The organism is Erythrobacter fulvus, from assembly GCF_028595285.1.
GTDB lineage: Bacteria > Pseudomonadota > Alphaproteobacteria > Sphingomonadales > Sphingomonadaceae > Erythrobacter > Erythrobacter fulvus.
Genome location: NZ_JAQQXQ010000005.1, coordinates 243,362 through 263,862, shown reverse-complemented (window position 1 = coordinate 263,862; position 20,501 = coordinate 243,362). Strand labels below are relative to the sequence as shown.

The window sequence follows — 20,501 nt, the reverse complement described above, 5'->3', positions numbered from 1 at the left end:
CCCGCGATGCCTCAGCTGCGCAAAATCGCGTCGATCGCGTCGGCCACACTGTCGATCGCGGCCATCCCGTCGACGCGAGTGACGATCCCGCGCGCTTCGTAACCGGGCAGGATTGGCGCGGTCTTGGCACGATATTCCTGCATGCGCATCCGCACGGTTTCCTCGTTATCGTCCGGACGGCGCTTGAATTCGGTGCTGCCGCAGCTGTCGCACACGCCGGGCGTGGCAGGCGGATTGGCGGTGTCGTGGTAAAGCGCACCGCACTTGGCGCAGGAAAAGCGGCCGGTGATCCGTTCGACCAGCGCATCCTCGTCAACTTCCAGCTCGATCACATGGTCAAGTGTGCGGCCATTCTTCGCAAGGATCGCATCAAGCGAGTCAGCCTGCGCGGCCGTGCGCGGATAGCCGTCGAAGATCGCGCCGGTTTCCGGCCCCATCGCGGCGAGTTCGGCATCGATCAGGTCGGACACGATATCGTCCGACACCAGCTCGCCGCGTTCCATCACTTCCTTGGCCTTGAGCCCGACCGGCGTACCGGCCTTGACCGCAGCGCGCAGCATGTCGCCGGTGGAAAGCTGGCGCATGCCGTGGCGCTCTACCAGGCCTGCACTTTGCGTACCCTTGCCGGCGCCGGGAGGGCCTAGAAGAATGATGTTCACGAACCGTCCCCCATTATCGCCCCGGGTCGGTGCCGGCGGCCTGCTTTCAGATGTGCGGGTTCAACCATGGTTGGCCTCGCGTCAAGTAGACTTGCGTCTGATATCAGCGCATCCGTCCCTTGAGCTTCGCCTTCTTGATAAGATCGCCGTACTGGTGCGCCAGCAGGTGCGACTGGACCTGACTGATCGTATCGACTGTGACGTTGACCACGATCAGCAGACTGGTGCCGCCGAGGAACAGCGGAATGCCGGTCTGGGCGATCATGTATTCGGGAATGACGCAGACCAGCGTAAGGTAGATCGCACCGATCACGGTGATGCGGGTCAGGACATATTCGAGATAGTCCGCAGTCCGCTTGCCCGGACGGATACCGGGAATGAAGCCGCCGTTCTTCTTCAGATTGTCCGCCGTTTCCTCGGGGTTGAACACCACCGCGGTGTAGAAGAAACAGAAGAAGATGATCCCGATCGCGTAGAGGCCCATGTAGAGCGGCTGCCCGTGCGCGAGATACTGGTTGAGCGTGACGACCACAGTGCTGAACGTGCTGTCAGTGTCGGCGGACTGGCCGGCAAACTGCGAAATCGTCAGCGGCAGCAGCAGCAGCGAGCTGGCGAAGATCGGCGGAATGACGCCCGCGGTATTGATCTTGAGCGGCAGGTGCGAACGGTCGGCCTGCATCATCCCGTTCTGCGTCGCGCGCTTGGGATACTGGATCAGCAGGCGGCGCTGGGCGCGCTCCATGAAGGAGATGCCGAGGATCAGGACCACGACCATGACGATAAAGCCGATGATGATCGCCGGAGCGATGGCGCCGGTGCGCCCGCCTTCGAACAGGTTGGTGGCAAAGGTCGGGAACTGGGCGACGATGCCCGCCATAATGATCAGCGAGATGCCGTTGCCGATCCCGCGACTGGTGATCTGCTCACCCAGCCACAGCAGGAACATGGTGCCGCCGACAAGATTGATGACCGAGACGATGCGGAACATATAGCCCGGATCGACCACCGCCTGCAGGCCGCTCTGCGCGCCGAAGCTTTCGAGCCCGACAGCGAGGAAATAGCCCTGGATGGCGCACAGGAACACCGCGCCATAGCGGGTGTACTGGTTCAGCTTCTGCCGCCCGGTCGCGCCTTCCTTCTTGAGCGCGGCGAGCGTCGGATGCAGGGCGCTGGCCATCTGCACCACGATCGAGGAGGTGATGTAGGGCATCACGCCGAGCGCGATGAGGCTCATGCGCTCAAGGCTGCCGCCCGAGAAGGTGTTGAACAGATCGAGAATGCCGCCGCGGGTCTGGTCATACAGCTCGCTGAGGATCAGCGGGTTGACGCCCGGCAGCGGAACGAAGCTGAGAAAGCGGAAAACGATCAGCGCACCGATCGTGAACCAGATGCGCTGGCGAAGCTCGGTGGCCTTGGCAAAATTGCCGAGGTTGAGGTTGCTCGCGATATTGTCGGCGCGTGATGCCATGTCGTCCCGTCGATCCTAGCTCTTGGCCCGGTGGTGGGCCTGCTCCGGCCACTCATCGTGGGCCGTCTCCTGCGCTGCCGGAAAAGCGATGTCGCGGCGCGCGAGAGCCTAAATAGGGAGCGCGGGGGCTCTTGTCGAACCCCCGCGCATCACCTTTTGTCGATTACTGCGCGCGTGCCGCCTTGTTGGCTTCGCGGCGGGCGAGCTTCTTTTCGTGCTCGGGGGTCGGGGCCGGAGCCACTTCCACCTTGCCGCCGACCTTTTCGACCGCGGCGATCGCGCCCTTGGTTGCGCCGGTCACGGCAAAGGTCGCCTTGGCGCTGAAGTCACCCTTGCCGAGAAGACGCACGCCGTCCTTGCCGCCGCGCACGAGGCCTGCTTCACGCAGGGCTTCCTCGGTGATGGTGGCCTTGGCGTCGAGCTTGCCCGCGTCGATGAACTTCTGGACCATGCCAATGTTCACTTCGGCATAATCCTTGCCGAACGGGTTGTTGAAGCCGCGCTTCGGCAGACGCATGTGCAGCGGCATCTGGCCGCCTTCGAAGCCCTTTACGGCAACGCCCGACCGGCTCTTCTGGCCCTTCTGGCCGCGGGCCGAGGTCTTGCCCTTGCCCGAACCGATACCACGGCCGACACGGACGCGGCCATTGCGGGCACCAGCGTTGTCACGGATTTCATTCAGTTTCATTATATGCACTCGCTTTCGCTTTTGTCGCGCTGATAGAAAGCAAGGCCCCGACGAGCGGGGCCTCACATGGATATTAGTCGATCACCTGGACCAGATGCGGGATCTTGGCGATTGCGCCGCGCACCTCAGGGGTGTCCTGACGCTCGACGATCTTGTGCATCTTGTTCAGCCCCAGACCGATGAGGATCTGGCGCTGGCTGGCGGGACGACGGATGGGCGAACCCACCTGCTTGATCTTGATGGTAGCCATCTTGGATTACTCCACAATCGCCGCAGCTTCGGCTTCCGCCTCGGCTGCGCTGGCCCCGCCCCGACCCAGCAGGTCGGCAACCTTCTTGCCGCGGCGCTGGGCGACCGACTTCGGCGAAGTCTGCTCGGACAGCGCGTCGAAGGTGGCGCGGATCATGTTGTAGGGGTTCGAGGTGCCGACCGACTTGGTCACCACGTCGGCAACGCCGAGGCTCTCGAACACGGCGCGCATCGGACCACCGGCGATGATGCCGGTACCCGCAGGTGCCGAACGGACGGTCACCTTGCCCGCGCCGAAACGGCCATTGCCGTCATGGTGCAGGGTGCGGCCTTCCTTGAGCGGAACGCGGATCATCTTCTTGCGGGCCGAAGCGGTCGCCTTGGTGATCGCTTCAGGCACTTCACGGGCCTTGCCGTGGCCGAAGCCGACGCGGCCCTGACCGTCGCCGACCACGACCAGCGCGGCGAAACCGAAGCGCTTGCCGCCCTTCACGGTCTTCGAGACGCGGTTGATGTGCACCAGCTTTTCGATGATGCCGTCATCTTCCTCTTCGCGCTTGCCGCGACGGTCGTCACGACCGCCCCGCCCGCGACCACGGCCTTCGCCGCCTTCGCGATTGCCGCGACCACGACCGCGACGGCCCTGGGCCTCGCCGCCCTCGGCGCCCGCTTCAACCGCCACTTCGGGGGTTTCGATGGTGTTTTCGTCAGCCATGATCAGAACTCCAGCCCGCCTTCACGGGCGGCATCGGCCAGCGCCTTGACGCGGCCATGGAACAGGAACCCGCCGCGATCGAACACGACAGTGGTCACGCCCGCCTTCTTGGCAGCCTCGGCGATCTGCTTGCCAACTTCGGCAGCAGCCGCGACGTTGGCGCCGCTCACCTTCACACCCAGCGTCGAAGCGGCGGCAACGGTCTTGCCGGCGGCGTCGTCGATGATCTGGGCGTAGATGTGGCGACCGGTGCGGTGCACGGAAAGACGCGGCTTGCCACCGGCACGCGCACGCAGCGCAGTGCGGACCCGGCGACGGCGGCGTTCGAAAAGGGAAAGCTTTGCCATCTTACTTCTTCTTCCCTTCCTTGCGGAAGATGTACTCGCCGCGATAGGCGATACCCTTGCCCTTGTAGGGTTCGGGCTTGCGCCAGCGGCGGATTTCGGCGGCGAATTGGCCCACGGCCTGCTTGTCGATGCCCGAGACTTCGACCGTGGTCTGGTCCGGGGTCTTCACTTCCAGGCCCTCGGGCACCGGAAGATCGACATCGTGGCTGTAGCCGAGCTGCAGCTTAAGCGTGCGGCCCTGCGCGTTGGCACGATAGCCGACGCCCTTGATCACGAGGGTCTTGGTGAAGCCCTCGGTCACGCCTTCGACCAGGTTCGACACCAGCGTGCGCTGCATGCCCCAGAAGGCCCGCGCCTGCTTGCTGTCGTTGGCCGGCTTGACCAGGATCTCGCCCTCTTCAACCTTGTAGTCGATGAGGTCGGACAGGCCCAGAGTGAGGGTACCCTTGGGGCCCTTCACGCTCAGCGTGCCGTTGTCGATGGTGGCCGTCACCCCGCCAGGGATCGCCACCGGCTTTTTGCCGATGCGGCTCATCAGAACACCTCCGCCAGCACTTCGCCGCCGACGTTGTTCGCGCGGGCCTCGGCATCCGAGAGCACGCCGCGCGGCGTCGAGACGATGGTGATGCCAAGGCCGTTGCGGACGGTCGGCAGCTCCTTGGAGCCCGAATAGATCCGGCGGCCGGGCTTGGAAACGCGGGCCACGTGCTTGATCGCGGGCTCGCCTTCGAAGTACTTCAGTTCAATCCGCAGCGCCGGGTGCTTGCCCGAGTTGTCCTCGGAGTAGCCACGGATGTAGCCCTCGCGCTGGAGCACTTCGAGCACGTTGGCGCGCAGCTTGCTGGCGGGCGTCAGGACGGAGTCCTTCTTCGCCTGCTGGCCGTTGCGGATGCGGGTGAGCATATCACCCAGGGGATCGGTCATAGCCATCTATGTTGTCCTCACCAGCTCGACTTGGTCAGGCCCGGAATCAGGCCCTTGTTGCCGAGATCGCGCAGTTCGATACGGTTGATGCCGAACTTGCGGTAATAGCCGCGGGGGCGGCCGGTGGTGGCGCAGCGGTTGCGCACCCGGGTCGGGTTCGCGTTGCGCGGAAGCTCCGCCATCTTCAGCCGGGCGACCAGGCGCTCGGTCTCGTCAAGCGAGGTGTCATTCGCGATCGCCTTCAGCTTCTCGTACTTCGCAGCGTACTGCTTGACGAGCTTCTTGCGGCGTTCGTTCTTGTTGATCGAACTCAGTTTCGCCATGGACTTAAGCTCTCTTCTTTCGTGTCTCTAGAGGCAGGCGGCTCACGCCGCTTCCTTCTGTTCGGCAGGCTTGGCTTCGCCCTGGAAGGGGAAGCCGAACAGACGCAGCAGTTCGCGCGCCTCTTCGTCGGTTTTCGCGGTGGTGGTCACGATGATGTCCATCCCACGCACCTTTTCGATCTTGTCGTAGCTGATCTCGGGGAACACGATCTGTTCCTTGAGACCCATCGCGTAATTGCCACGGCCGTCGAACGACTTGGCGTTCAGACCACGGAAGTCGCGGATGCGCGGCATGGCCACGGTCACGAGACGATCGACGAATTCGTACATGCGTTCGCGGCGCAGGGTCACCTTGCAACCGATCGGCATGCCTTCGCGCAGCTTGAACTGGGCGATCGATTTCTTGGCGATGGTGATAACCGGCTTCTGGCCAGCGATCAGCGCCATTTCCTCAGCAGCGGTCTGGACCTTCTTCTTGTCCTGGCTCGCTTCTCCCACGCCCATGTTTAGCGTGATCTTTTCGAGCTTCGGCACTTCAAGACGGTTCTTGTAACCGAACTTCTCGGTCATCGCCTTGACGATCTCGGCCTCGTACTTGGCCTTCATCCGAGGGGTATAATCAGCCATCGATGGTCTCCCCACTCTTCACGGCGACGCGCACCTTCTTGCCGTCCTTCACTTCGAAACGGACGCGGGTGGGCTTGCCATCCTTGGGATCGGCCAGCGCAACCTTCGAGATGTGCATCGGAGCCGCGAAACGGTCGATGCCACCCTGCGGGTTGGTCTGGCTGGGCTTGCGGTGACGGGCGACGATGTTCACGCCTTCGACAACGATCTTGCCGTCCTTCGGCATGACTTGGGCGACCGTACCGGTGCGGCCCTTGTCCTTGCCCGACAGCACGACGACGCTGTCACCCTTCTTGATCTTCGCGGCAGCCATTACAGCACCTCCGGAGCGAGCGAGATGATCTTCATGAAGCCACGGCCGCGCAGTTCGCGCACCACCGGGCCGAAGATACGAGTACCGATCGGCTCCTCGTTCTTGTTGACGAGCACGGCAGCGTTGCTGTCGAAGCGGATCACGCTACCATCGGGACGACGCACGTCCTTCTTGGTGCGTACGATCACGGCACGGTGAACGTCGCCCTTCTTGACCTTCGCGCGCGGCTGCGCCTCCTTGACGGAGACGACGATCACGTCGCCAACGCCCGCGGTCCGGCGCTTCGACCCGCCCAGCACCTTGATGCACTGGACGCGCTTCGCGCCGCTGTTGTCCGCGACGTCGAGATTGGATTGCATCTGGATCATTGATCCGGTTCCTTCTCACTGGCTTTCCGGGACGCCCGATCCGACCGGGGCCCGGTAGTTCCGTTTACGCCTAATTCAGTTGCCGGCTTCCGCGACGTCGAGATCAGCCTCGACCGCCTGGGTGCCGCCCGCGACGACCCGGTCCTTCACGGCCCAAGTCTTGGTCTTCGAAATCGGACGGGTCTCTTCGATCCGCACGACATCGCCCACCGCGTATTCATTGTTCTCGTCGTGCGCGTGATACTTCTTCGAACGACGGATGATCTTCCCGTAAAGCGGGTGCTTCACCTTGCGTTCGACCTTCACGGTCACGGTCTTGTCGGTCTTGTCGGAGGTGACAGTCCCGACCAGGATGCGCTTCGGCATTGTCTACTCCTCAAGCCTTCTGAGCGGCGGCCTTGGCCGCGCGCTCGGATTGCAGCGTCTTGATCTGCGCGATGTTCCGGCGCACCTGACGGATGCGCGAGGGAGCCTCGAGCTGGTTGGTCGCAGCCTGGAACCGCAGGTTGAACTGCTCGCGCTTGAGCTCGGTGAGCTCGGCCGCCAGCTGATCATCGGTCTTGGTGCGAAGGTCCGCGATATCGGCCATTATTCGCCTCCCAGGTGGCTGGTGTCGCCAAGACGGGCGACAACCTTGGTCTTGATCGGCAGCTTCATCGCCGCGCGCTCGAACGCCTCGGCAGCCAGCGGGCCGGCCACGCCGTCGAGTTCGAACAGGATGCGGCCCGGCTTCACCTTGGCTGCCCAGTACTCGACCGAACCCTTGCCCTTACCCTGACGGACTTCGGCAGGCTTCTTCGACACGGGCACATCGGGGAACACGCGGATCCACAGACGGCCCTGGCGCTTGATGTGACGGGTGATCGCACGACGCGCAGCTTCGATCTGGCGAGCGGTAACCCGCTCGGGCTCCAGCGCCTTGAGGCCGTAGGAACCGAAGTTGAGGGTGGTGCCACCCTTGGCTTCGCCCTTGATGCGGCCCTTGAACTGCTTGCGGAACTTGGTTTTTTTCGGTTGCAACATTGTCTGTTACCTCAACGAGCCGGACGGACGCCGGAAGTCTGGGCTTCCATCATCAGGCGATCCTGTGCGGTCGGATCATGAGCGAGAATCTCGCCCTTGAAGATCCAGCACTTGATGCCGATGATCCCGTAGGCGGTCAGCGCCTCGGCTTCGGCATAGTCGATGTTCGCACGCAGCGTGTGGAGCGGAACGCGGCCTTCGCGATACCATTCGACGCGAGCGATTTCCGCCCCGCCAAGACGGCCGCCGCACACGATCTTGATACCTTCGGCACCCAGACGCAGCGCGGACTGCACGGCACGCTTCATCGCCCGGCGGAACGCCACGCGGCGCACCAGCTGATCGGCGATGCCCTGCGCAACGAGCTTGGCATCGATTTCCGGCTTGCGGATCTCGACGATGTTCAGCTTCACTTCGCTCGCGGTCATGGTGGCGAGCTTGGAGCGCAGCTTTTCGATGTCCGCGCCCTTCTTGCCGATGATGACGCCCGGACGCGCAGCATAGATCGAAACGCGGCACAGCTTGGCCGGACGCTCGATCACCACCTTGGAAATCGCTGCCTGCGGCAGGTTTTCCATGATGTACTTGCGGATTGCGAGGTCTTCCTTGAGCAGGCCCGCATAGTCACGCCCTTCGGCGTACCAGCGGCTGTCCCAGGTGCGGTTGATCTGCAGGCGCAGACCGATCGGATTGCTCTTCTGGCCCATGGTTTACGCCTCTTCTGCTTCGCGCACGACGATCCGCAGCCGGCTGAACGGCTTGAGGATACGGGTCGACTTGCCGCGGCCGCGGGTGTGGAACCGCTTCATCGTCACCGACTTGCCAACCGAAGCTTCGGCCACGATCAGCGCATCGACGTCGAGGTTATGGTTGTTCTCGGCATTGGCGATTGCCGATGCGAGCACCTTGCTTGCATCGCGTGCCATCGCCCGCTTCGAAAAGGCGAGGATGTTCATCGCCTCTTCGGCCTTCTTGCCGCGGATCAGGGCCGCAACGAGGTTGAGCTTCTGCGCCGAACCACGGATGGTGGTGCCGACGGCCAGCGCCTCGTTATCGCCCACGCGGCGGGGTGCCTTTGCCTTGCCCATTAGCGCTTGCCCTTCTTGTCGGCAGCGTGACCGGGGAACGTGCGCGTGGGCGCGAATTCGCCGAGCTTGTGGCCGACCATTTCTTCCGAAACCGAAACGGGGATAAACTTGTGCCCGTTATAGACGTTGAAGGTGAGCCCGACGAACTGCGGCAGGATCGTCGAACGCCGCGACCAAGTCTTGATCGGCTTGGCATTCGTGGTTTCCTGCGCTTCCTCTGCCTTTTTCAGCAGGCTCAGCTCGACAAACGGACCTTTCCAGACGGAACGTGCCATCGTCTCTTACCTCTTCTTCTTCGCGTGACGCGAACGGATGATCATCTTGTCCGTCTGCTTGTTGTGGCGCGTGCGGGCACCCTTGGTCGGCTTGCCCCACGGGGTAACCGGATGACGGCCACCCGAGGTGCGGCCTTCACCACCACCGTGCGGGTGGTCGACCGGGTTCTTCGCAACGCCGCGGGTCAGCGGACGCTTGCCCATCCAGCGGCTACGGCCGGCCTTGGCAAAGTTCTGGTTGGCGTTGTCGGGGTTCGAAACCGCACCCACCGTGCCCATGCAATCGGCGCGCAGGTAACGCTGCTCGCCCGAATTGAGGCGGACGATGACCATCGCGCGGTCACGACCGACGACCTGCACATAGGTACCGGCCGAACGGGCGATCTGGCCACCCTTGCCCGGCTTCATCTCCACGTTGTGGCAGATGGTGCCGACCGGCATCTGGCCCAGCAACATCGCGTTGCCCGGCTTGGTATCGACCTTTTCGCCGGCAACAACCTGGTCACCCACAGCGAGACGCTGCGGCGCGATGATGTAGGCCTGCTCGCCGTCCTCGTACTTGACGAGAGCGATGAACGCGGTGCGGTTCGGGTCGTATTCCAGACGCTCGACGGTAGCCGGCATGTCCCACTTGCGACGCTTGAAGTCGATGTAGCGGTACTTTTGCTTGTGACCACCGGCGATGCCACGCGAGGTGACATGGCCCTTGTTGTTACGGCCACCGGTCTTGCGCTTGCCTTCGGTAAGCGCCTTGACCGGCTTGCCCTTCCACAGGGCCGACTTGTCGACCAGAATCAGACCGCGGCGAGCGGGACTGGTCGGCTTGTAGTTTTTGAGTGCCATTGTTCGTGTCCTGTCCCTTGGCCTCAGATACCGCTGGTGATGTCGATCATTTCACCCTCGGCGAGGGTGACGATCGCCTTCTTCACGTCGGTGCGCTGATAGGCCTTGCCCTTCCAGCGCTTGGTCTTGCCCTTCATGACCAGGGTGTTCACCGCGACGACCTTCTTGTCGTAGATCGCTTCGATGGCTTCCTTGATCTGGGGCTTGGTGGCGTCCCGCGCCACCTTGAAGACCACCGCGTTCTGTTCTGACGCGAGGGTGGACTTCTCGGTGATGTGGGGGGCGAGGATCACGTCGTAATGACGCGCATCGACGGTCTGCTTCTTAGCCATTGAAGCGCGCCTCCAGCTTTTCGACAGCGGCCTTGGTCAGCACCAGCGTGTCGTGGTTGAGGATGTCGTAGACGTTTGCGCCCATAGCCGGGAGCACATTGATGCCCGGCAGGTTGCCCGCAGCCTTCTTGAAGCCCGCGTCGACCTGTTCGCCGTCGATCACCAGCACCTTGCCCGAAAGACCGGCCTTGGCGAGGTGACCCTTGAGGATCTTGGTCTTGGCATCGGCCAGCGCGAGGCTGTCGACCACCACCAGACCGTCCTTGGCCTTGCTCGAAAGCGCCATCTTCAGGCCGAGCGCACGGATCTTCTTGTTGAGCGACTGCTCGAAGTCACGCTTGCGCGCACCGTGAGCCTTGCCGCCGCCGATGAAGATCGGAGCTGCACGGTCACCGTGACGGGCGGTACCACCGCCCTTCTGCTTGCCGAACTTCTTGCCGGTGCGCGCCACGTCCGAACGCTCACGCGTCGGGCGGGCGGTGCCGCGGCGGTTCTCGAGCTGCCAGGTCACGACCCGGTGCAGGATATCGGCGCGCGGTTCGATCGCGAACACGTCATCCGACAGTTCGATATCGCCCGACGCCTTCCCGTCGATTTTCTGAACCTTCACCTTCATGGCTCAGCCTTCCTTGTTTTCTTCGCTGGCCGGAGCTTCCGCTTCAGGAGCTTCGGTCACGACCACGTCTTCGGCAGCGGTTTCGGCAACCGAGGGGGTCTCGTCAGCCTGCGGAGCCTTCTTCTCGATCACGGCGCCGGGGAACGGCAGGCCTTCGGGAAGCGGCAGCTTGACCGCGTCGCGCACGAGCAGCCAGCCATTCTTCGAACCCGGAACCGAGCCCTTCACGAACAGCAGACCGCGCTCGGCGTCGGTGCGGACAATTTCGAGGTTCTGCTGGGTGCGCTGACGGTCGCCCATGTGGCCGGCCATCTTCTTGCCCTTGAACACGCGGCCCGGATCCTGGCGGTTACCGGTCGAACCATGCGCACGGTGCGAGATCGACACGCCGTGGGTGGCGCGCATACCGCCGAAGCCCCAGCGCTTCATGGCGCCCGCAAAGCCCTTGCCCTGCGTGTGGCCGGTGATGTCGACCTTCTGGCCGGCAACGAAGTGATCCGCACTGATGGTCGCGCCGACGGGCACGAGCGCGTCTTCGCTTTCCACGCGGAATTCGGCGACCTGCTTCTTCAGGCCGACGTCAGCCTTGGCGAAGTGCTCGCGCTGCGGCTTGGCGACATTCTTCTGCTTGGCTTCGCCCGCGCCGAGCTGGACTGCGAAATAGCCATCGCGGTCAGCGGTGCGGTGCGACACCACCTGGCAATCTTCCAGTGCGAGAACGGTCACGGGCACGTGCCGTCCGTCCTCGTGGAAGAGGCGGGTCATCCCGACTTTCTTTGCGATCACGCCGGTGCGCATCGTCTTGTTACTCCTCAACAGAGGCACCCTACGGACCATCCGCAAGGTGCGTGGCGAACTGCGACAAAGCGCCGCAGCCCGGTTTCAGCCCGAATTGTCATGCATCGCCCCGTCCGGGCTGAGTGCTCCGCTGGCCTGATGGCCGCTGGAGCGAGACGGGGGACGCAGCCCGGAGATTTCTCCGGCGGTATCCACCCTATCGTCAGGCGGGGCGCTTTGCGCCCCAACGATAGAGGCCCCCATCCGTAGACGGGGGCATTTCGGCTAGCTTACGCCAGCTTGATCTCAACGTTCACGCCGGCAGCCAGATCGAGCTTCATCAGAGCATCGACCGTCTGGGCGTTCGGCTGCACGATGTCGAGCAGCCGCTTGTAGGTGCGCACCTCGAACTGCTCGCGCGACTTCTTGTCGATGTGCGGGCCGCGGTTCACGGTGAACTTCTCGATACGCGTCGGCAGGGGAATGGGGCCACGAATAAGAGCGCCGGTCCGACGGGCCGTATCGGCGATTTCGCCGGTGGCCTGATCCAGAACGCGGTGATCGAACGCCTTGAGGCGAATGCGGATATTCTGAGCTTCCATGTCCTACTACCGATGCGAAAGAGCCAAGGATCCGCCGGTTGACCGGCATTTCCCAAAAAACAAAGGCCGGCCCCGCCATTTTCCGGTTTCCCGTAGGCGGGCGGCCCTCATGAATTTCGTTGCAACGGAAACGAATCCCCGTTGCGGAGCCGCGCCTATACGGAGCGGGAGGGATTCTGGCAACCCCCGAACTGCGATGATTTGCGCAGGCGTTTGCGCCCTGCCCCACCGGCCGGGAAAACCATCGGTTCCCTCAACCAAAAGGGCCCGGCACCATGATGGTACCGGGCCCCTTGATGTCGTCACGCTCCGGTGCGGAGCGCGAAGCTTACTTGGTGATCTTCGCCACCACGCCCGAGCCGACGGTGCGGCCGCCTTCGCGGATCGCGAAGCGCAGGCCTTCGTCCATGGCGATCGGCGCGATCAGCTTGACACCGATCGAGACGTTGTCGCCCGGCATCACCATTTCGGTGCCTTCGGGAAGGATCACTTCGCCGGTCACGTCGGTGGTGCGGAAGTAGAACTGCGGGCGGTAGTTGGCGAAGAACGGCGTGTGACGGCCACCTTCGTCCTTCGACAGCACGTAGACTTCGGCTTCGAACTCGGTGTGCGGCTTGACCGAACCGGGCTTGCAAAGAACCTGGCCACGCTCGACTTCTTCACGGCCGACGCCGCGGATCAGGGCACCGACGTTGTCGCCGGCTTCACCGCGATCGAGCAGCTTGCGGAACATTTCCACGCCGGTGACGGTGGTCTTGCGGGTGTCCTTGATGCCGACGATTTCGACTTCGTCACCAACGTTGACAACGCCGGTTTCGATACGGCCGGTCACCACGGTGCCGCGACCCGAGATCGAGAACACGTCTTCGATCGGCATCAGGAAGTCCTTGTCGACCGGACGATCGGGCTGCGGAATGTACTCGTCGACCGCGTTGATGAGCGCGATGATCGATTCCTTGCCGATGTTGTCGTCGCGGCCTTCAAGAGCGGCCAGAGCCGAACCCTTGATGATCGGAATGTTGTCGCCGTCGAAGTCATACGACGAAAGCAGTTCGCGCACTTCGAGTTCGACGAGCTCGAGGATTTCCTCGTCATCGACCTGGTCGACCTTGTTCATGTACACGACCAGCGCCGGCACGCCGACCTGACGGGCGAGCAGGATGTGCTCGCGGGTCTGCGGCATCGGGCCGTCGGCAGCGTTCACCACCAGGATCGCGCCGTCCATCTGGGCGGCACCGGTGATCATGTTCTTCACGTAGTCGGCGTGACCCGGGCAGTCGACGTGCGCGTAGTGACGGGCAGCCGATTCATACTCGACGTGTGCGGTCGAGATGGTGATCCCGCGCTCACGCTCTTCCGGAGCCTTGTCGATGTTGGCGAAGTCCACGGCGGCACCGCCGTAGGTTTCAGCCATCACCTTGGTGATCGCGGCGGTCAGCGTGGTCTTGCCATGGTCAACGTGACCGATGGTGCCGATGTTGCAGTGCGGCTTGTTCCGCTGGAATTTTTCCTTGGCCATTTCTCTGGTGTACCTTCTTGAATGAAACGATGTGTTCGCGGGAGAAAGGCGGCGCCCGCAGAATCAGGCGCCGCCCCTAGACCGTGATGCCGGCTTAGGCAAGTTTCTCCTTGACCTCGGCTGCGACGTTGGCCGGAACCTCGTCGTAATGCGAGAACTGCATGGTGTACTGCGCGCGCCCCTGGGTGAACGAGCGCAGTTCGTTGACGTAGCCGAACATGTTGGCGAGCGGCACGAAGGCCTCCACCGCCTGGGCATTGCCGCGCGTGTCGGTGCCCTGGATCTGACCGCGCCGGCTGTTGAGGTCGCCGATCACGTCGCCGAGGTAATCCTCGGGAGTGACGACTTCGACCTTCATGATCGGCTCGAGCAGCTTGATGCCCGACTTCTGGGCGACTTCGCGCATCGCACCGCGAGCGGCGATTTCGAACGCGATCGCGCTCGAGTCGACGTCGTGGTACGCACCGTCGACAAGACGGATGCTGAAGTCGATGATCGGGAAGCCCACGAGGTGGCCGCTTTCGGCCTGCTCGCGGAAGCCCTTCTCGATCGCCGGGATGTATTCGCGCGGGATGTTCCCGCCCTTGATCGCGTCTTCGAAAGTCACGCCCTGGCCGCGTTCACCCGGGGTGACGACAACCTTCACGCGGCCGAACTGGCCCGAGCCGCCCGACTGCTTCTTGTGGGTGTAATCGACTTCGACTTCACGGGCGAGGTATTCGCGGTAGGCCACCTGCGGCGCACCGACGTTGGCCTCGACCTTGAATTCGCGACGCATGCGGTCGACGATGATGTCGAGGTGCAGTTCGCCCATGCCCTTGATGATGGTCTGGCCGCTCTCGTGATCGGTCGACACGCGGAAGGACGGGTCCTCCTGCGCGAGACGATTGAGCGCGATGCCCATCTTTTCCTGGTCGGCCTTGGTCTTGGGTTCGACCGACAGCTCGATCACCGGCTCGGGGAATTCCATCCGCTCGAGGATGATCGGCTTGTTGGCGTCGCACAGGGTGTCACCGGTGGTGGTGTCCTTCATGCCGGCCAGCGCGACGATATCGCCCGCAAATGCCTCATCGATGTCCTCGCGGTTGTTGGAGTGCATCAGCAGCATGCGGCCGATCTTTTCCTTCTTGTCCTTCACCGAGTTGAGGACCTGCCCCTTGGTGAGCTTGCCCGAATAGATACGGGTGAAGGTCAGCGAGCCGACGAAGGGATCGTTCATGATCTTGAACGCCAGAGCCGAGAACGGCGCGTCGTCGCTCGACGGACGCTCCTGCTCCTCGTCGCTGTCGGGCAGCACGCCCTTGATCGCCGGAACATCGAGCGGCGACGGCATGTAGTCGACCACTGCGTCGAGCAGGGGCTGGACGCCCTTGTTCTTGAACGCGGAGCCGCACAGCACGGGCACGAAAGCGCGTTCCATGGTGCCCTTGCGGATCAGGCGCTTGAGCGTGACGGCGTCAGGGATGTTGCCTTCGAGATAGGCTTCCATCACTTCATCGTCCTGCTCGACGGCGGTTTCGATCAGGCGCTCGCGGTATTCGGCAGCCTTGTCGGCGAGATCGGCGGGGATCTCGACGAATTCGTACTTCGCGCCGAGGCTTTCGTCCTTCCAGACGATGCCGCGGTTGTTCACGAGGTCGACCACGCCCTGCAGCTGGCTTTCAGCACCGATCGGGAGATACAGCACCAGCGGGGTCGCACCGAGACGGTCGATGATCGACTGGACACAGTAATAGAAGTCGGCGCCGGTGCGGTCCAATTTATTAATGAAGCACATTCTGGGCACGCCGTACTTGTCGGCCTGGCGCCACACGGTTTCCGACTGAGGTTCCACGCCGGCCACGCCGTCGAACACGGCCACGGCACCATCCAACACGCGCAGCGAGCGTTCGACTTCGATGGTGAAGTCGACGTGGCCGGGGGTGTCGATGATGTTGATGCGGTGCTTGGGCTGGTTGGCACGCAGCGCTTCGGGATCGCTCATCGGATCCATGGTCGAATCTTCGGCGGTCCAGAAGGTCGTGGTCGCAGCCGAGGTGATCGTGATCCCGCGCTCCTGCTCCTGCTCCATCCAGTCCATCGTCGCGGCACCATCGTGCACTTCGCCGATCTTGTAGGACTTGCCGGTGTAGTAGAGAATACGCTCGGTCGTGGTGGTCTTGCCGGCATCGATGTGCGCCATGATGCCGATATTGCGATAGCGCTCCAGCGGATATTCGCGGGCCATATCAGGTTCCTTACGAGTGTGGGGGCCGCCAGCGTGCGGTCAGCGCCCCATATAGGGATGATTGTGACAGCCGAAAGACCAAAGCCCCCGGCTGCCCACAATCAACGGACTTACCAGCGGTAGTGCGAGAAGGCGCGGTTCGCGTCCGCCATGCGGTGCGTGTCCTCGCGCTTCTTCACGGCATTGCCGCGGTTGTTGGCAGCATCCATCAGCTCGCCCGACAGACGTGCGGCCATGGTGGTTTCCGGACGACCGCGCGCGGCCGAGATCAGCCAGCGGATCGCCAGCGCCTGGGCACGCTCGGGGCGCACTTCGACGGGCACCTGGTAGGTCGCACCACCGACGCGGCGGCTGCGGACCTCGACCTGCGGCTTCACGTTGTTCAGCGCATCGTGGAACAGCTGGATCGGGTCGGCCTTGGCCTTGGCCTCGACCGTTTCGAGCGCACCGTAGACGATCTTTTCGGCAACGGCCTTCTTCCCGTCGAGCATGAGGTTGTTCATGAACTTCGACAGAACCTGATCTCCGTACTGCGGATCAGGCAGGATTTCCCGCTTCTCGGGACGACGACGACGTGACATGTTTTTAAACTCCTTCGGAGTGGCCGCTCACATCCGTGAGCGCCCTGCGGCACCGGCCCTCACCCCCACCCGGCCACCCAAAGGATACCTTCGTGAAGGTGCCCGGGTGGGGATGAGGACCGCCGCCGCGTGAAACCTTACTTCGGACGCTTGGCGCCGTACTTCGAACGCGACTGCTTGCGGTCCTTGACACCCTGGGTGTCGAGCACGCCGCGCAGCACGTGGTAGCGAACGCCCGGAAGGTCGCGCACACGCCCGCCGCGGATCAGCACGACGCTGTGCTCCTGCAGGTTGTGGCCTTCGCCGGGGATGTAGCTGATGACTTCGCGCTGGTTGGTCAGGCGGACCTTGGCCACCTTGCGCAGCGCCGAGTTCGGCTTCTTCGGGGTCGTCGTGTAGACGCGGGTGCAGACGCCGCGCTTCTGCGGGTTCTGCTCCATCGCAGGGACCTTGGACTTGGCCTTCTGCGGAACGCGGCCCTTGCGGACCAGCTGGTTGATCGTCGGCATTAAGTTCTCACTTCACCAGGTTGATGGTGAGCACGGGTGCCGGACGATTTGGTAGGGAGAGAGGATTGCCTTGCGCGAGGCCAGTGTCCCGGACCTGATCCGGAACCCAGCCGGCAGACCTGCCCGCGATCGCGGACCATCTGCCGTCACACAAGCCGAAACGCTCCACCCTTATCGTCAGGCCCTTCGGCCACCGGGTTACTTTGACGGCTGCCCTCGCGGAGAGAACGCACCGGCAATGTTCAGCTCATACCGGGGAGGCCCCGGAAGATGCGCGCCCCTAGGCGGGTTTGGGGTGGGGGTCAAGGCATGAGTTGGAGTGTCAACGTACGCTACGCAAGCTAAATTATCGCAGCCCGGGCCACTTCCTGCTCAGCAAATTCAGAAGCCATGAGATACAAAAATTGCGCAGGTTGGTTCGCAAAAAACTCCATGACAAAGGGCCCAATATCGCTCTTCAAAATCTTATCAAACTCTTCAGGCTTGTATCGCGTTATGGAACCTAAATAAAAAGTTGCCAAATATATCGACAAAAGCTGATTCATAAGAAATTGAGCCTGAGTAGGTCTATATACATAGTACTTTCTATAAGGCGGAATTGAAATTACGCTCCTCCAGACAAGCCCCCGAACAGCCTTGCTAATCTCGCCAATCGCTTGAGATGGTCGCTGGGTATACCCCCAAACGTTCATGGTTTCCGCCTCGATCAACCTCCTACCAGATTGCTGTCTGTCGCAATTCACATTCCTCCAATCAACGCCGCCGGAAAGAGATTTTGACAATGAAGTCAATGGATAACTTAACCTTTTAAAATCATCAGCAAAATATCGGACCCTCAACCAAATCTCTTTTGTTATAGGATCATGCACATACTTTATATCCTCAATGCTTACAAATTTCTCTTTTAAACCCTCCCCATTGCAAAAGACTCGGTGTCCTATCAAAATTTGCGATAAAAAATCTTCCGATCTGATCAAAAAATTATTCGATCCATTATTATTATTTATGGGTGAATTGAGCGCTTCTGCAAATAGCTGGAATACCTTGTCTCGCGGCTGTGGATCAACGTAAACTCTAACCTCTCCATGGATCGCCCCTTGAGTTGTAGGCAAATTTTCCGACAAGCCGTGATGAACTCGACCAAGAACCCTTCCCGTTTTTTTAGAAATGTAACATTTTGCAAGATTTAAAAATGAATAATATAGCAATAATGGCTTTGCGGCACTAATATCAGATTCACTAGAAGCATTAAAAAAATCTCTGGCCTGCGCCAAGAATGCCAGCGCCTGATCGCGTTGCTTATCATGCGATATTTTATTTATTTCATGAGAAATTATGTTCCAAGGATCGCTTGAGAAGACGATAGACTGCATCGCTTCACGTCTGCTGCCTTGAATGGTGGGGAAAAATGAGAAAGCGACGGGTCGCGTCCGCACCACGACTTCGTCACCAATCCGTGGATCATGCAATCTCATCAGGGTTGGCCCCGCATCAAATCCTCACACCAAAATATCCATAGAATTTAATAGATTGTCAATTCGGATCAGCTTACGGTAATCTTGGAGAGCATTCGCTCCGAGTGGCGCAGCATTTGTGCTACTTTGAAATAGCTGTGCTAGGACTCCTTGTTCTGATGTCCTCTAGCTCTCCGAGTCACCTTCTGTGGACATGCCAAGGACCGGCGCGCCCTGCTCTGTCCTTTGTCCCACGCAACCGGGGGCCGCTCGGCGTGGCTGGTCGCTCGCCACCGGCAGGGCGGTGCTACACGCGGGCATTGGTGGCTCCCCGCCCACCCCTAGCCCCTCCCGCAAGCGGGAGGGGGACTGGTAGCGCTGGAACTCCCCTCCCGCCTGCGGGAGGGGTCGGGGGTGGGGCCTTTCCATTTTCCTACTCCCCCGCCCTCTGCCACCCCTCTCCCATGCCCGCGCCCTCCGCCGACGACTCCCCCGCCCCGCCCAAGCGCAACAAGCGCAAGATTGCGCGGCAGGCGACGTCCGAGGTCGCGTGGGAGTTCGAACCGGCGGTGGTGGCGGAGGAGGATATGCTGCTCGCCTTCCGGCCCTATCTCCACAAGCAGCCGCGCCGCAATTCGATCACGCCCGATCTCCAGCGCGCTTTCGTGGCGCGGCTGGCCGAGACGGGGATCGTCAAGGCGGCCGCCGTGCATATCGGGCGCAGCCTCGAGGCGCTCTACAAGCTGCGGGCGAAACCGGGGGCGGAGGGCTTTGCCGCCGCGTGGGACGAGGCGCTCGGCTGGGGGGTGATGCGGCTGGAGGATTGCGCGATCGAGCGGGCGCTGGCCGAGGGGCTATCCAACCCGCGCGCCAACTCGATGCTCGCCTTCGTGATCCGCCACCGCCACGCGCAATATGTCGATGCGCGCTACGTGAAGCCCGGCCACTGGCTCTACGAATATGTCCGCGATCAGGTGCTGCGGGAATTGGGCTACCCCGACGACGACGAAGAGGAAAACACCCTCACCGAAACGCGCTGACCCGGTCGCGCAGCGACGCGGCCTTCAGGCCTCAAGTAGCGAAGCGATAGGCCAACAAAAAAGCCGTGTGAGCGAGGAAAGCGCGCCCGCGGAGGCGGGTGCGCTCCTCAGGAACTGAGGAAACCAACAAGACTGCGCACCTTCTTGCTGCGCCATTGCGGTGCGGGGGCGAGCAGCCAGTAGGCGCGCTGGGCGGGCTCCGGGCCTTCGAGCATGGTGAGCTGGCCGCGCGCCACCGCGCCCTCGGCCAGGGCCAGCGGCAGAGTGGTGCGGCCCATCCCCGCCAGCGCCGAGGCGAGCGCCTGTCCGGGGCTGCCGGCCCTGATGCAGGGGTTCACGCCTTGCGGCAGGGGCATGCCCGGCCATTCGATCCAGGCGTCGCGGTGCTCCGGCGCGGCGACGGTGACGCGCATGGCGGGGGCGAGTTGCACGCCCTGAAGCTCGCCCGGCCCGTCGACCAGCCGGATCGCGAGGTCGAGGTTCGCCTCGGTAAAGTCGGCATGTTCGTCGGGGGCGAGGATATACTGGATGCCGGGGGTTCCAGCCTGGAACTTCGCCAGACGCGGGGCGAGCCATTCGGCATAGAATTCGCGGGGGGTGGCGATGGTGTAGCGGTCCGACGCCTGCCCCGCCTGCATCGCATCGACGCTTTCCTCGAACCTGAGGAATCCTTCGCGCAAGGGATCAAGCCCCGCCTCGCCTTCGGGGGTGAGTTCCAGCCCCTTGGAGGTGCGGCGGAACAGGACGACGCCGAGCACGTCCTCCAGCGCGCGGATCTGCTGGCCGACGGCGGCGGGGGTGACGGCCAGCTCGTCCGCCGCGCGGGTGAACGACAGGTGACGGGCCGCCGCGTCGAACACGCGCAGGGCATTCAGGGGGAGATGGGTACGCTTCACGCCGCGTGAATTAGGCGCGGCAAGGGCTTAGAGCAAGG

The 20,501-nt window shown here is 62.5% G+C and carries 30 protein-coding genes; 1 reads left to right on the top strand and 29 read right to left on the bottom strand.

The window, feature by feature from the left end; all coding sequences use genetic code 11:
* Positions 1–11 precede the first annotated feature (11 nt).
* From OIK40_RS08650 to OIK40_RS08515, 28 genes are all read right to left on the bottom strand, one after another.
* The gene (locus OIK40_RS08650) at positions 12–659 is read right to left on the bottom strand and encodes an adenylate kinase (protein WP_273677828.1); all 648 of its coding nucleotides are present in this window, start codon (positions 657–659) and stop codon (positions 12–14) included.
* Between the two features lie 103 nt (positions 660–762).
* The gene (gene secY, locus OIK40_RS08645; RefSeq protein ID WP_273677826.1) at positions 763–2,127 is read right to left on the bottom strand and encodes a preprotein translocase subunit SecY; all 1,365 of its coding nucleotides are present in this window, start codon (positions 2,125–2,127) and stop codon (positions 763–765) included.
* Between the two features lie 163 nt (positions 2,128–2,290).
* The gene (rplO, locus tag OIK40_RS08640; RefSeq protein WP_273677823.1) at positions 2,291–2,815 is read right to left on the bottom strand and encodes a 50S ribosomal protein L15; all 525 of its coding nucleotides are present in this window, start codon (positions 2,813–2,815) and stop codon (positions 2,291–2,293) included.
* A gap of 73 nt (positions 2,816–2,888) precedes the next feature.
* Positions 2,889–3,065, bottom strand: coding sequence for a 50S ribosomal protein L30 (gene rpmD / locus OIK40_RS08635; protein ID WP_072675046.1), 177 nt, complete (start codon positions 3,063–3,065; stop codon positions 2,889–2,891).
* A 6-nt stretch (positions 3,066–3,071) separates the two neighbouring features.
* Positions 3,072–3,779 carry a 30S ribosomal protein S5 gene (rpsE, locus tag OIK40_RS08630; protein ID WP_273677822.1) on the bottom strand — a complete coding sequence of 236 codons (708 nt, stop codon included), beginning with the start codon at positions 3,777–3,779 and terminating at the stop codon, positions 3,072–3,074.
* A gap of 2 nt (positions 3,780–3,781) precedes the next feature.
* Entirely contained in the window at positions 3,782–4,126 is a 345-nt protein-coding gene (gene rplR, locus OIK40_RS08625; protein ID WP_273677821.1) for a 50S ribosomal protein L18, read from the bottom strand.
* A gap of 1 nt (position 4,127) precedes the next feature.
* Complete coding sequence (gene rplF / locus OIK40_RS08620; RefSeq protein ID WP_273677820.1) at positions 4,128–4,661, bottom strand: 50S ribosomal protein L6; 534 nt, start codon at positions 4,659–4,661, stop codon at positions 4,128–4,130.
* Positions 4,661–5,056, bottom strand: coding sequence for a 30S ribosomal protein S8 (gene rpsH, locus OIK40_RS08615; protein ID WP_068862146.1), 396 nt, complete (start codon positions 5,054–5,056; stop codon positions 4,661–4,663). Before rpsH ends, rplF begins: the two co-directional genes overlap by 1 nt.
* A gap of 11 nt (positions 5,057–5,067) precedes the next feature.
* Positions 5,068–5,373: a 30S ribosomal protein S14 gene (gene rpsN, locus OIK40_RS08610; protein WP_273677819.1), complete on the bottom strand. Its 306-nt coding sequence runs from the start codon at positions 5,371–5,373 to the stop codon at positions 5,068–5,070.
* Between the two features lie 42 nt (positions 5,374–5,415).
* Complete coding sequence (rplE, locus tag OIK40_RS08605) at positions 5,416–6,000, bottom strand: 50S ribosomal protein L5 (protein WP_273677818.1); 585 nt, start codon at positions 5,998–6,000, stop codon at positions 5,416–5,418.
* Positions 5,993–6,313 carry a 50S ribosomal protein L24 gene (rplX, locus tag OIK40_RS08600; protein WP_273677816.1) on the bottom strand — a complete coding sequence of 107 codons (321 nt, stop codon included), beginning with the start codon at positions 6,311–6,313 and terminating at the stop codon, positions 5,993–5,995. The genes rplE and rplX overlap by 8 nt, the downstream gene beginning before the upstream one ends.
* Positions 6,313–6,681 (bottom strand): 50S ribosomal protein L14, encoded by a 369-nt coding sequence (gene rplN / locus OIK40_RS08595; protein WP_068862142.1) that lies wholly within the window; start codon positions 6,679–6,681, stop codon positions 6,313–6,315. Before rplN ends, rplX begins: the two co-directional genes overlap by 1 nt.
* Before the next feature lie 75 nt (positions 6,682–6,756).
* Positions 6,757–7,047 carry a 30S ribosomal protein S17 gene (rpsQ, locus tag OIK40_RS08590; RefSeq protein WP_273677815.1) on the bottom strand — a complete coding sequence of 97 codons (291 nt, stop codon included), beginning with the start codon at positions 7,045–7,047 and terminating at the stop codon, positions 6,757–6,759.
* Between the two features lie 10 nt (positions 7,048–7,057).
* The gene (gene rpmC / locus OIK40_RS08585; protein WP_273677814.1) at positions 7,058–7,270 is read right to left on the bottom strand and encodes a 50S ribosomal protein L29; all 213 of its coding nucleotides are present in this window, start codon (positions 7,268–7,270) and stop codon (positions 7,058–7,060) included.
* Entirely contained in the window at positions 7,270–7,704 is a 435-nt protein-coding gene (gene rplP, locus OIK40_RS08580; protein WP_086609101.1) for a 50S ribosomal protein L16, read from the bottom strand. Before rplP ends, rpmC begins: the two co-directional genes overlap by 1 nt.
* A gap of 11 nt (positions 7,705–7,715) precedes the next feature.
* The gene (gene rpsC, locus OIK40_RS08575) at positions 7,716–8,411 is read right to left on the bottom strand and encodes a 30S ribosomal protein S3 (protein WP_273677811.1); all 696 of its coding nucleotides are present in this window, start codon (positions 8,409–8,411) and stop codon (positions 7,716–7,718) included.
* A 3-nt stretch (positions 8,412–8,414) separates the two neighbouring features.
* Positions 8,415–8,792, bottom strand: coding sequence for a 50S ribosomal protein L22 (gene rplV, locus OIK40_RS08570; RefSeq protein WP_069310550.1), 378 nt, complete (start codon positions 8,790–8,792; stop codon positions 8,415–8,417).
* The gene (rpsS, locus tag OIK40_RS08565) at positions 8,792–9,067 is read right to left on the bottom strand and encodes a 30S ribosomal protein S19 (RefSeq protein WP_068862137.1); all 276 of its coding nucleotides are present in this window, start codon (positions 9,065–9,067) and stop codon (positions 8,792–8,794) included. Before rpsS ends, rplV begins: the two co-directional genes overlap by 1 nt.
* Positions 9,068–9,073: 6 nt before the next feature.
* Entirely contained in the window at positions 9,074–9,910 is an 837-nt protein-coding gene (gene rplB, locus OIK40_RS08560; RefSeq protein ID WP_273677807.1) for a 50S ribosomal protein L2, read from the bottom strand.
* 23 nt (positions 9,911–9,933) lie between these two features.
* Positions 9,934–10,242 carry a 50S ribosomal protein L23 gene (locus OIK40_RS08555; protein WP_273677805.1) on the bottom strand — a complete coding sequence of 103 codons (309 nt, stop codon included), beginning with the start codon at positions 10,240–10,242 and terminating at the stop codon, positions 9,934–9,936.
* Complete coding sequence (gene rplD / locus OIK40_RS08550; protein WP_273677803.1) at positions 10,235–10,858, bottom strand: 50S ribosomal protein L4; 624 nt, start codon at positions 10,856–10,858, stop codon at positions 10,235–10,237. The genes OIK40_RS08555 and rplD overlap by 8 nt, the downstream gene beginning before the upstream one ends.
* A gap of 3 nt (positions 10,859–10,861) precedes the next feature.
* Positions 10,862–11,656 carry a 50S ribosomal protein L3 gene (rplC, locus tag OIK40_RS08545; RefSeq protein ID WP_273677891.1) on the bottom strand — a complete coding sequence of 265 codons (795 nt, stop codon included), beginning with the start codon at positions 11,654–11,656 and terminating at the stop codon, positions 10,862–10,864.
* A 269-nt stretch (positions 11,657–11,925) separates the two neighbouring features.
* The gene (gene rpsJ, locus OIK40_RS08540; protein ID WP_034905023.1) at positions 11,926–12,237 is read right to left on the bottom strand and encodes a 30S ribosomal protein S10; all 312 of its coding nucleotides are present in this window, start codon (positions 12,235–12,237) and stop codon (positions 11,926–11,928) included.
* Between the two features lie 328 nt (positions 12,238–12,565).
* Positions 12,566–13,756 carry an elongation factor Tu gene (gene tuf, locus OIK40_RS08535; protein WP_273677798.1) on the bottom strand — a complete coding sequence of 397 codons (1,191 nt, stop codon included), beginning with the start codon at positions 13,754–13,756 and terminating at the stop codon, positions 12,566–12,568.
* A gap of 94 nt (positions 13,757–13,850) precedes the next feature.
* The gene (gene fusA, locus OIK40_RS08530; protein ID WP_273677796.1) at positions 13,851–15,983 is read right to left on the bottom strand and encodes an elongation factor G; all 2,133 of its coding nucleotides are present in this window, start codon (positions 15,981–15,983) and stop codon (positions 13,851–13,853) included.
* A gap of 110 nt (positions 15,984–16,093) precedes the next feature.
* On the bottom strand, positions 16,094–16,564 hold the full coding sequence (rpsG, locus tag OIK40_RS08525) for a 30S ribosomal protein S7 (RefSeq protein ID WP_273677794.1): 471 nt from the start codon (positions 16,562–16,564) through the stop codon (positions 16,094–16,096).
* A gap of 137 nt (positions 16,565–16,701) precedes the next feature.
* A complete protein-coding gene (gene rpsL, locus OIK40_RS08520; RefSeq protein ID WP_006831873.1) occupies positions 16,702–17,073 on the bottom strand; it encodes a 30S ribosomal protein S12 in 372 nt (123 codons plus the stop codon).
* A 341-nt stretch (positions 17,074–17,414) separates the two neighbouring features.
* Positions 17,415–18,548, bottom strand: a complete 1,134-nt coding sequence (locus tag OIK40_RS08515) for a YaaC family protein (protein ID WP_273677781.1) — start codon at positions 18,546–18,548, stop codon at positions 17,415–17,417.
* A gap of 443 nt (positions 18,549–18,991) precedes the next feature.
* Here OIK40_RS08515 and OIK40_RS08510 point away from each other — a divergent pair, with 443 nt between their 5' ends.
* On the top strand, positions 18,992–19,567 hold the full coding sequence (locus OIK40_RS08510; protein ID WP_273677779.1) for a hypothetical protein: 576 nt from the start codon (positions 18,992–18,994) through the stop codon (positions 19,565–19,567).
* Positions 19,568–19,674: 107 nt separating this feature from the next.
* On the opposite strand, the gene OIK40_RS08505 is transcribed toward OIK40_RS08510, so the two are convergent.
* Positions 19,675–20,463 (bottom strand): LysR family transcriptional regulator, encoded by a 789-nt coding sequence (locus tag OIK40_RS08505; RefSeq protein ID WP_273677777.1) that lies wholly within the window; start codon positions 20,461–20,463, stop codon positions 19,675–19,677.
* Positions 20,464–20,501 lie beyond the last annotated feature (38 nt).

Bases quoted from the DNA above. Each gene is read 5' to 3' on its own strand.
- rplC (WP_273677891.1), bottom strand. From the start codon at position 11,656: ATGCGCACCGGCGTGATCGCAAAGAAAGTCGGGATGACCCGCCTCTTC.
- rplE (WP_273677818.1), bottom strand. From the start codon at position 6,000: ATGGCTGATTATACCCCTCGGATGAAGGCCAAGTACGAGGCCGAGATC.
- rpsN (WP_273677819.1), bottom strand. From the start codon at position 5,373: ATGGCGAAACTGAGTTCGATCAACAAGAACGAACGCCGCAAGAAGCTC.
- rplB (WP_273677807.1), bottom strand. From the start codon at position 9,910: ATGGCACTCAAAAACTACAAGCCGACCAGTCCCGCTCGCCGCGGTCTG.
- rpmC (WP_273677814.1), bottom strand. From the start codon at position 7,270: ATGGCCGATATCGCGGACCTTCGCACCAAGACCGATGATCAGCTGGCG.
- rpsE (WP_273677822.1), bottom strand. From the start codon at position 3,779: ATGGCTGACGAAAACACCATCGAAACCCCCGAAGTGGCGGTTGAAGCG.
- rplP (WP_086609101.1), bottom strand. From the start codon at position 7,704: ATGTTGCAACCGAAAAAAACCAAGTTCCGCAAGCAGTTCAAGGGCCGC.
- OIK40_RS08555 (WP_273677805.1), bottom strand. From the start codon at position 10,242: ATGGCTAAGAAGCAGACCGTCGATGCGCGTCATTACGACGTGATCCTC.
- fusA (WP_273677796.1), bottom strand. From the start codon at position 15,983: ATGGCCCGCGAATATCCGCTGGAGCGCTATCGCAATATCGGCATCATG.
- rpmD (WP_072675046.1), bottom strand. From the start codon at position 3,065: ATGGCTACCATCAAGATCAAGCAGGTGGGTTCGCCCATCCGTCGTCCC.
- rplN (WP_068862142.1), bottom strand. From the start codon at position 6,681: ATGATCCAGATGCAATCCAATCTCGACGTCGCGGACAACAGCGGCGCG.
- secY (WP_273677826.1), bottom strand. From the start codon at position 2,127: ATGGCATCACGCGCCGACAATATCGCGAGCAACCTCAACCTCGGCAAT.
- rpsG (WP_273677794.1), bottom strand. From the start codon at position 16,564: ATGTCACGTCGTCGTCGTCCCGAGAAGCGGGAAATCCTGCCTGATCCG.
- rplO (WP_273677823.1), bottom strand. From the start codon at position 2,815: ATGAAACTGAATGAAATCCGTGACAACGCTGGTGCCCGCAATGGCCGC.
- rplD (WP_273677803.1), bottom strand. From the start codon at position 10,858: ATGAAGGTGAAGGTTCAGAAAATCGACGGGAAGGCGTCGGGCGATATC.
- rplV (WP_069310550.1), bottom strand. From the start codon at position 8,792: ATGGGCAAGGCAAAGGCACCCCGCCGCGTGGGCGATAACGAGGCGCTG.
- rplF (WP_273677820.1), bottom strand. From the start codon at position 4,661: ATGAGCCGCATCGGCAAAAAGCCGGTGGCGATCCCTGGCGGGGTGACG.
- OIK40_RS08515 (WP_273677781.1), bottom strand. From the start codon at position 18,548: ATGAGATTGCATGATCCACGGATTGGTGACGAAGTCGTGGTGCGGACG.
- rpsQ (WP_273677815.1), bottom strand. From the start codon at position 7,047: ATGCCGAAGCGCATCCTGGTCGGGACTGTCACCTCCGACAAGACCGAC.
- rpsL (WP_006831873.1), bottom strand. From the start codon at position 17,073: ATGCCGACGATCAACCAGCTGGTCCGCAAGGGCCGCGTTCCGCAGAAG.
- tuf (WP_273677798.1), bottom strand. From the start codon at position 13,756: ATGGCCAAGGAAAAATTCCAGCGGAACAAGCCGCACTGCAACATCGGC.
- rpsJ (WP_034905023.1), bottom strand. From the start codon at position 12,237: ATGGAAGCTCAGAATATCCGCATTCGCCTCAAGGCGTTCGATCACCGC.
- rpsH (WP_068862146.1), bottom strand. From the start codon at position 5,056: ATGGCTATGACCGATCCCCTGGGTGATATGCTCACCCGCATCCGCAAC.
- rpsS (WP_068862137.1), bottom strand. From the start codon at position 9,067: ATGGCACGTTCCGTCTGGAAAGGTCCGTTTGTCGAGCTGAGCCTGCTG.
- rpsC (WP_273677811.1), bottom strand. From the start codon at position 8,411: ATGGGCCAGAAGAGCAATCCGATCGGTCTGCGCCTGCAGATCAACCGC.
- OIK40_RS08510 (WP_273677779.1), top strand. From the start codon at position 18,992: ATGCCCGCGCCCTCCGCCGACGACTCCCCCGCCCCGCCCAAGCGCAAC.
- rplX (WP_273677816.1), bottom strand. From the start codon at position 6,313: ATGGCTGCCGCGAAGATCAAGAAGGGTGACAGCGTCGTCGTGCTGTCG.
- rplR (WP_273677821.1), bottom strand. From the start codon at position 4,126: ATGGCAAAGCTTTCCCTTTTCGAACGCCGCCGTCGCCGGGTCCGCACT.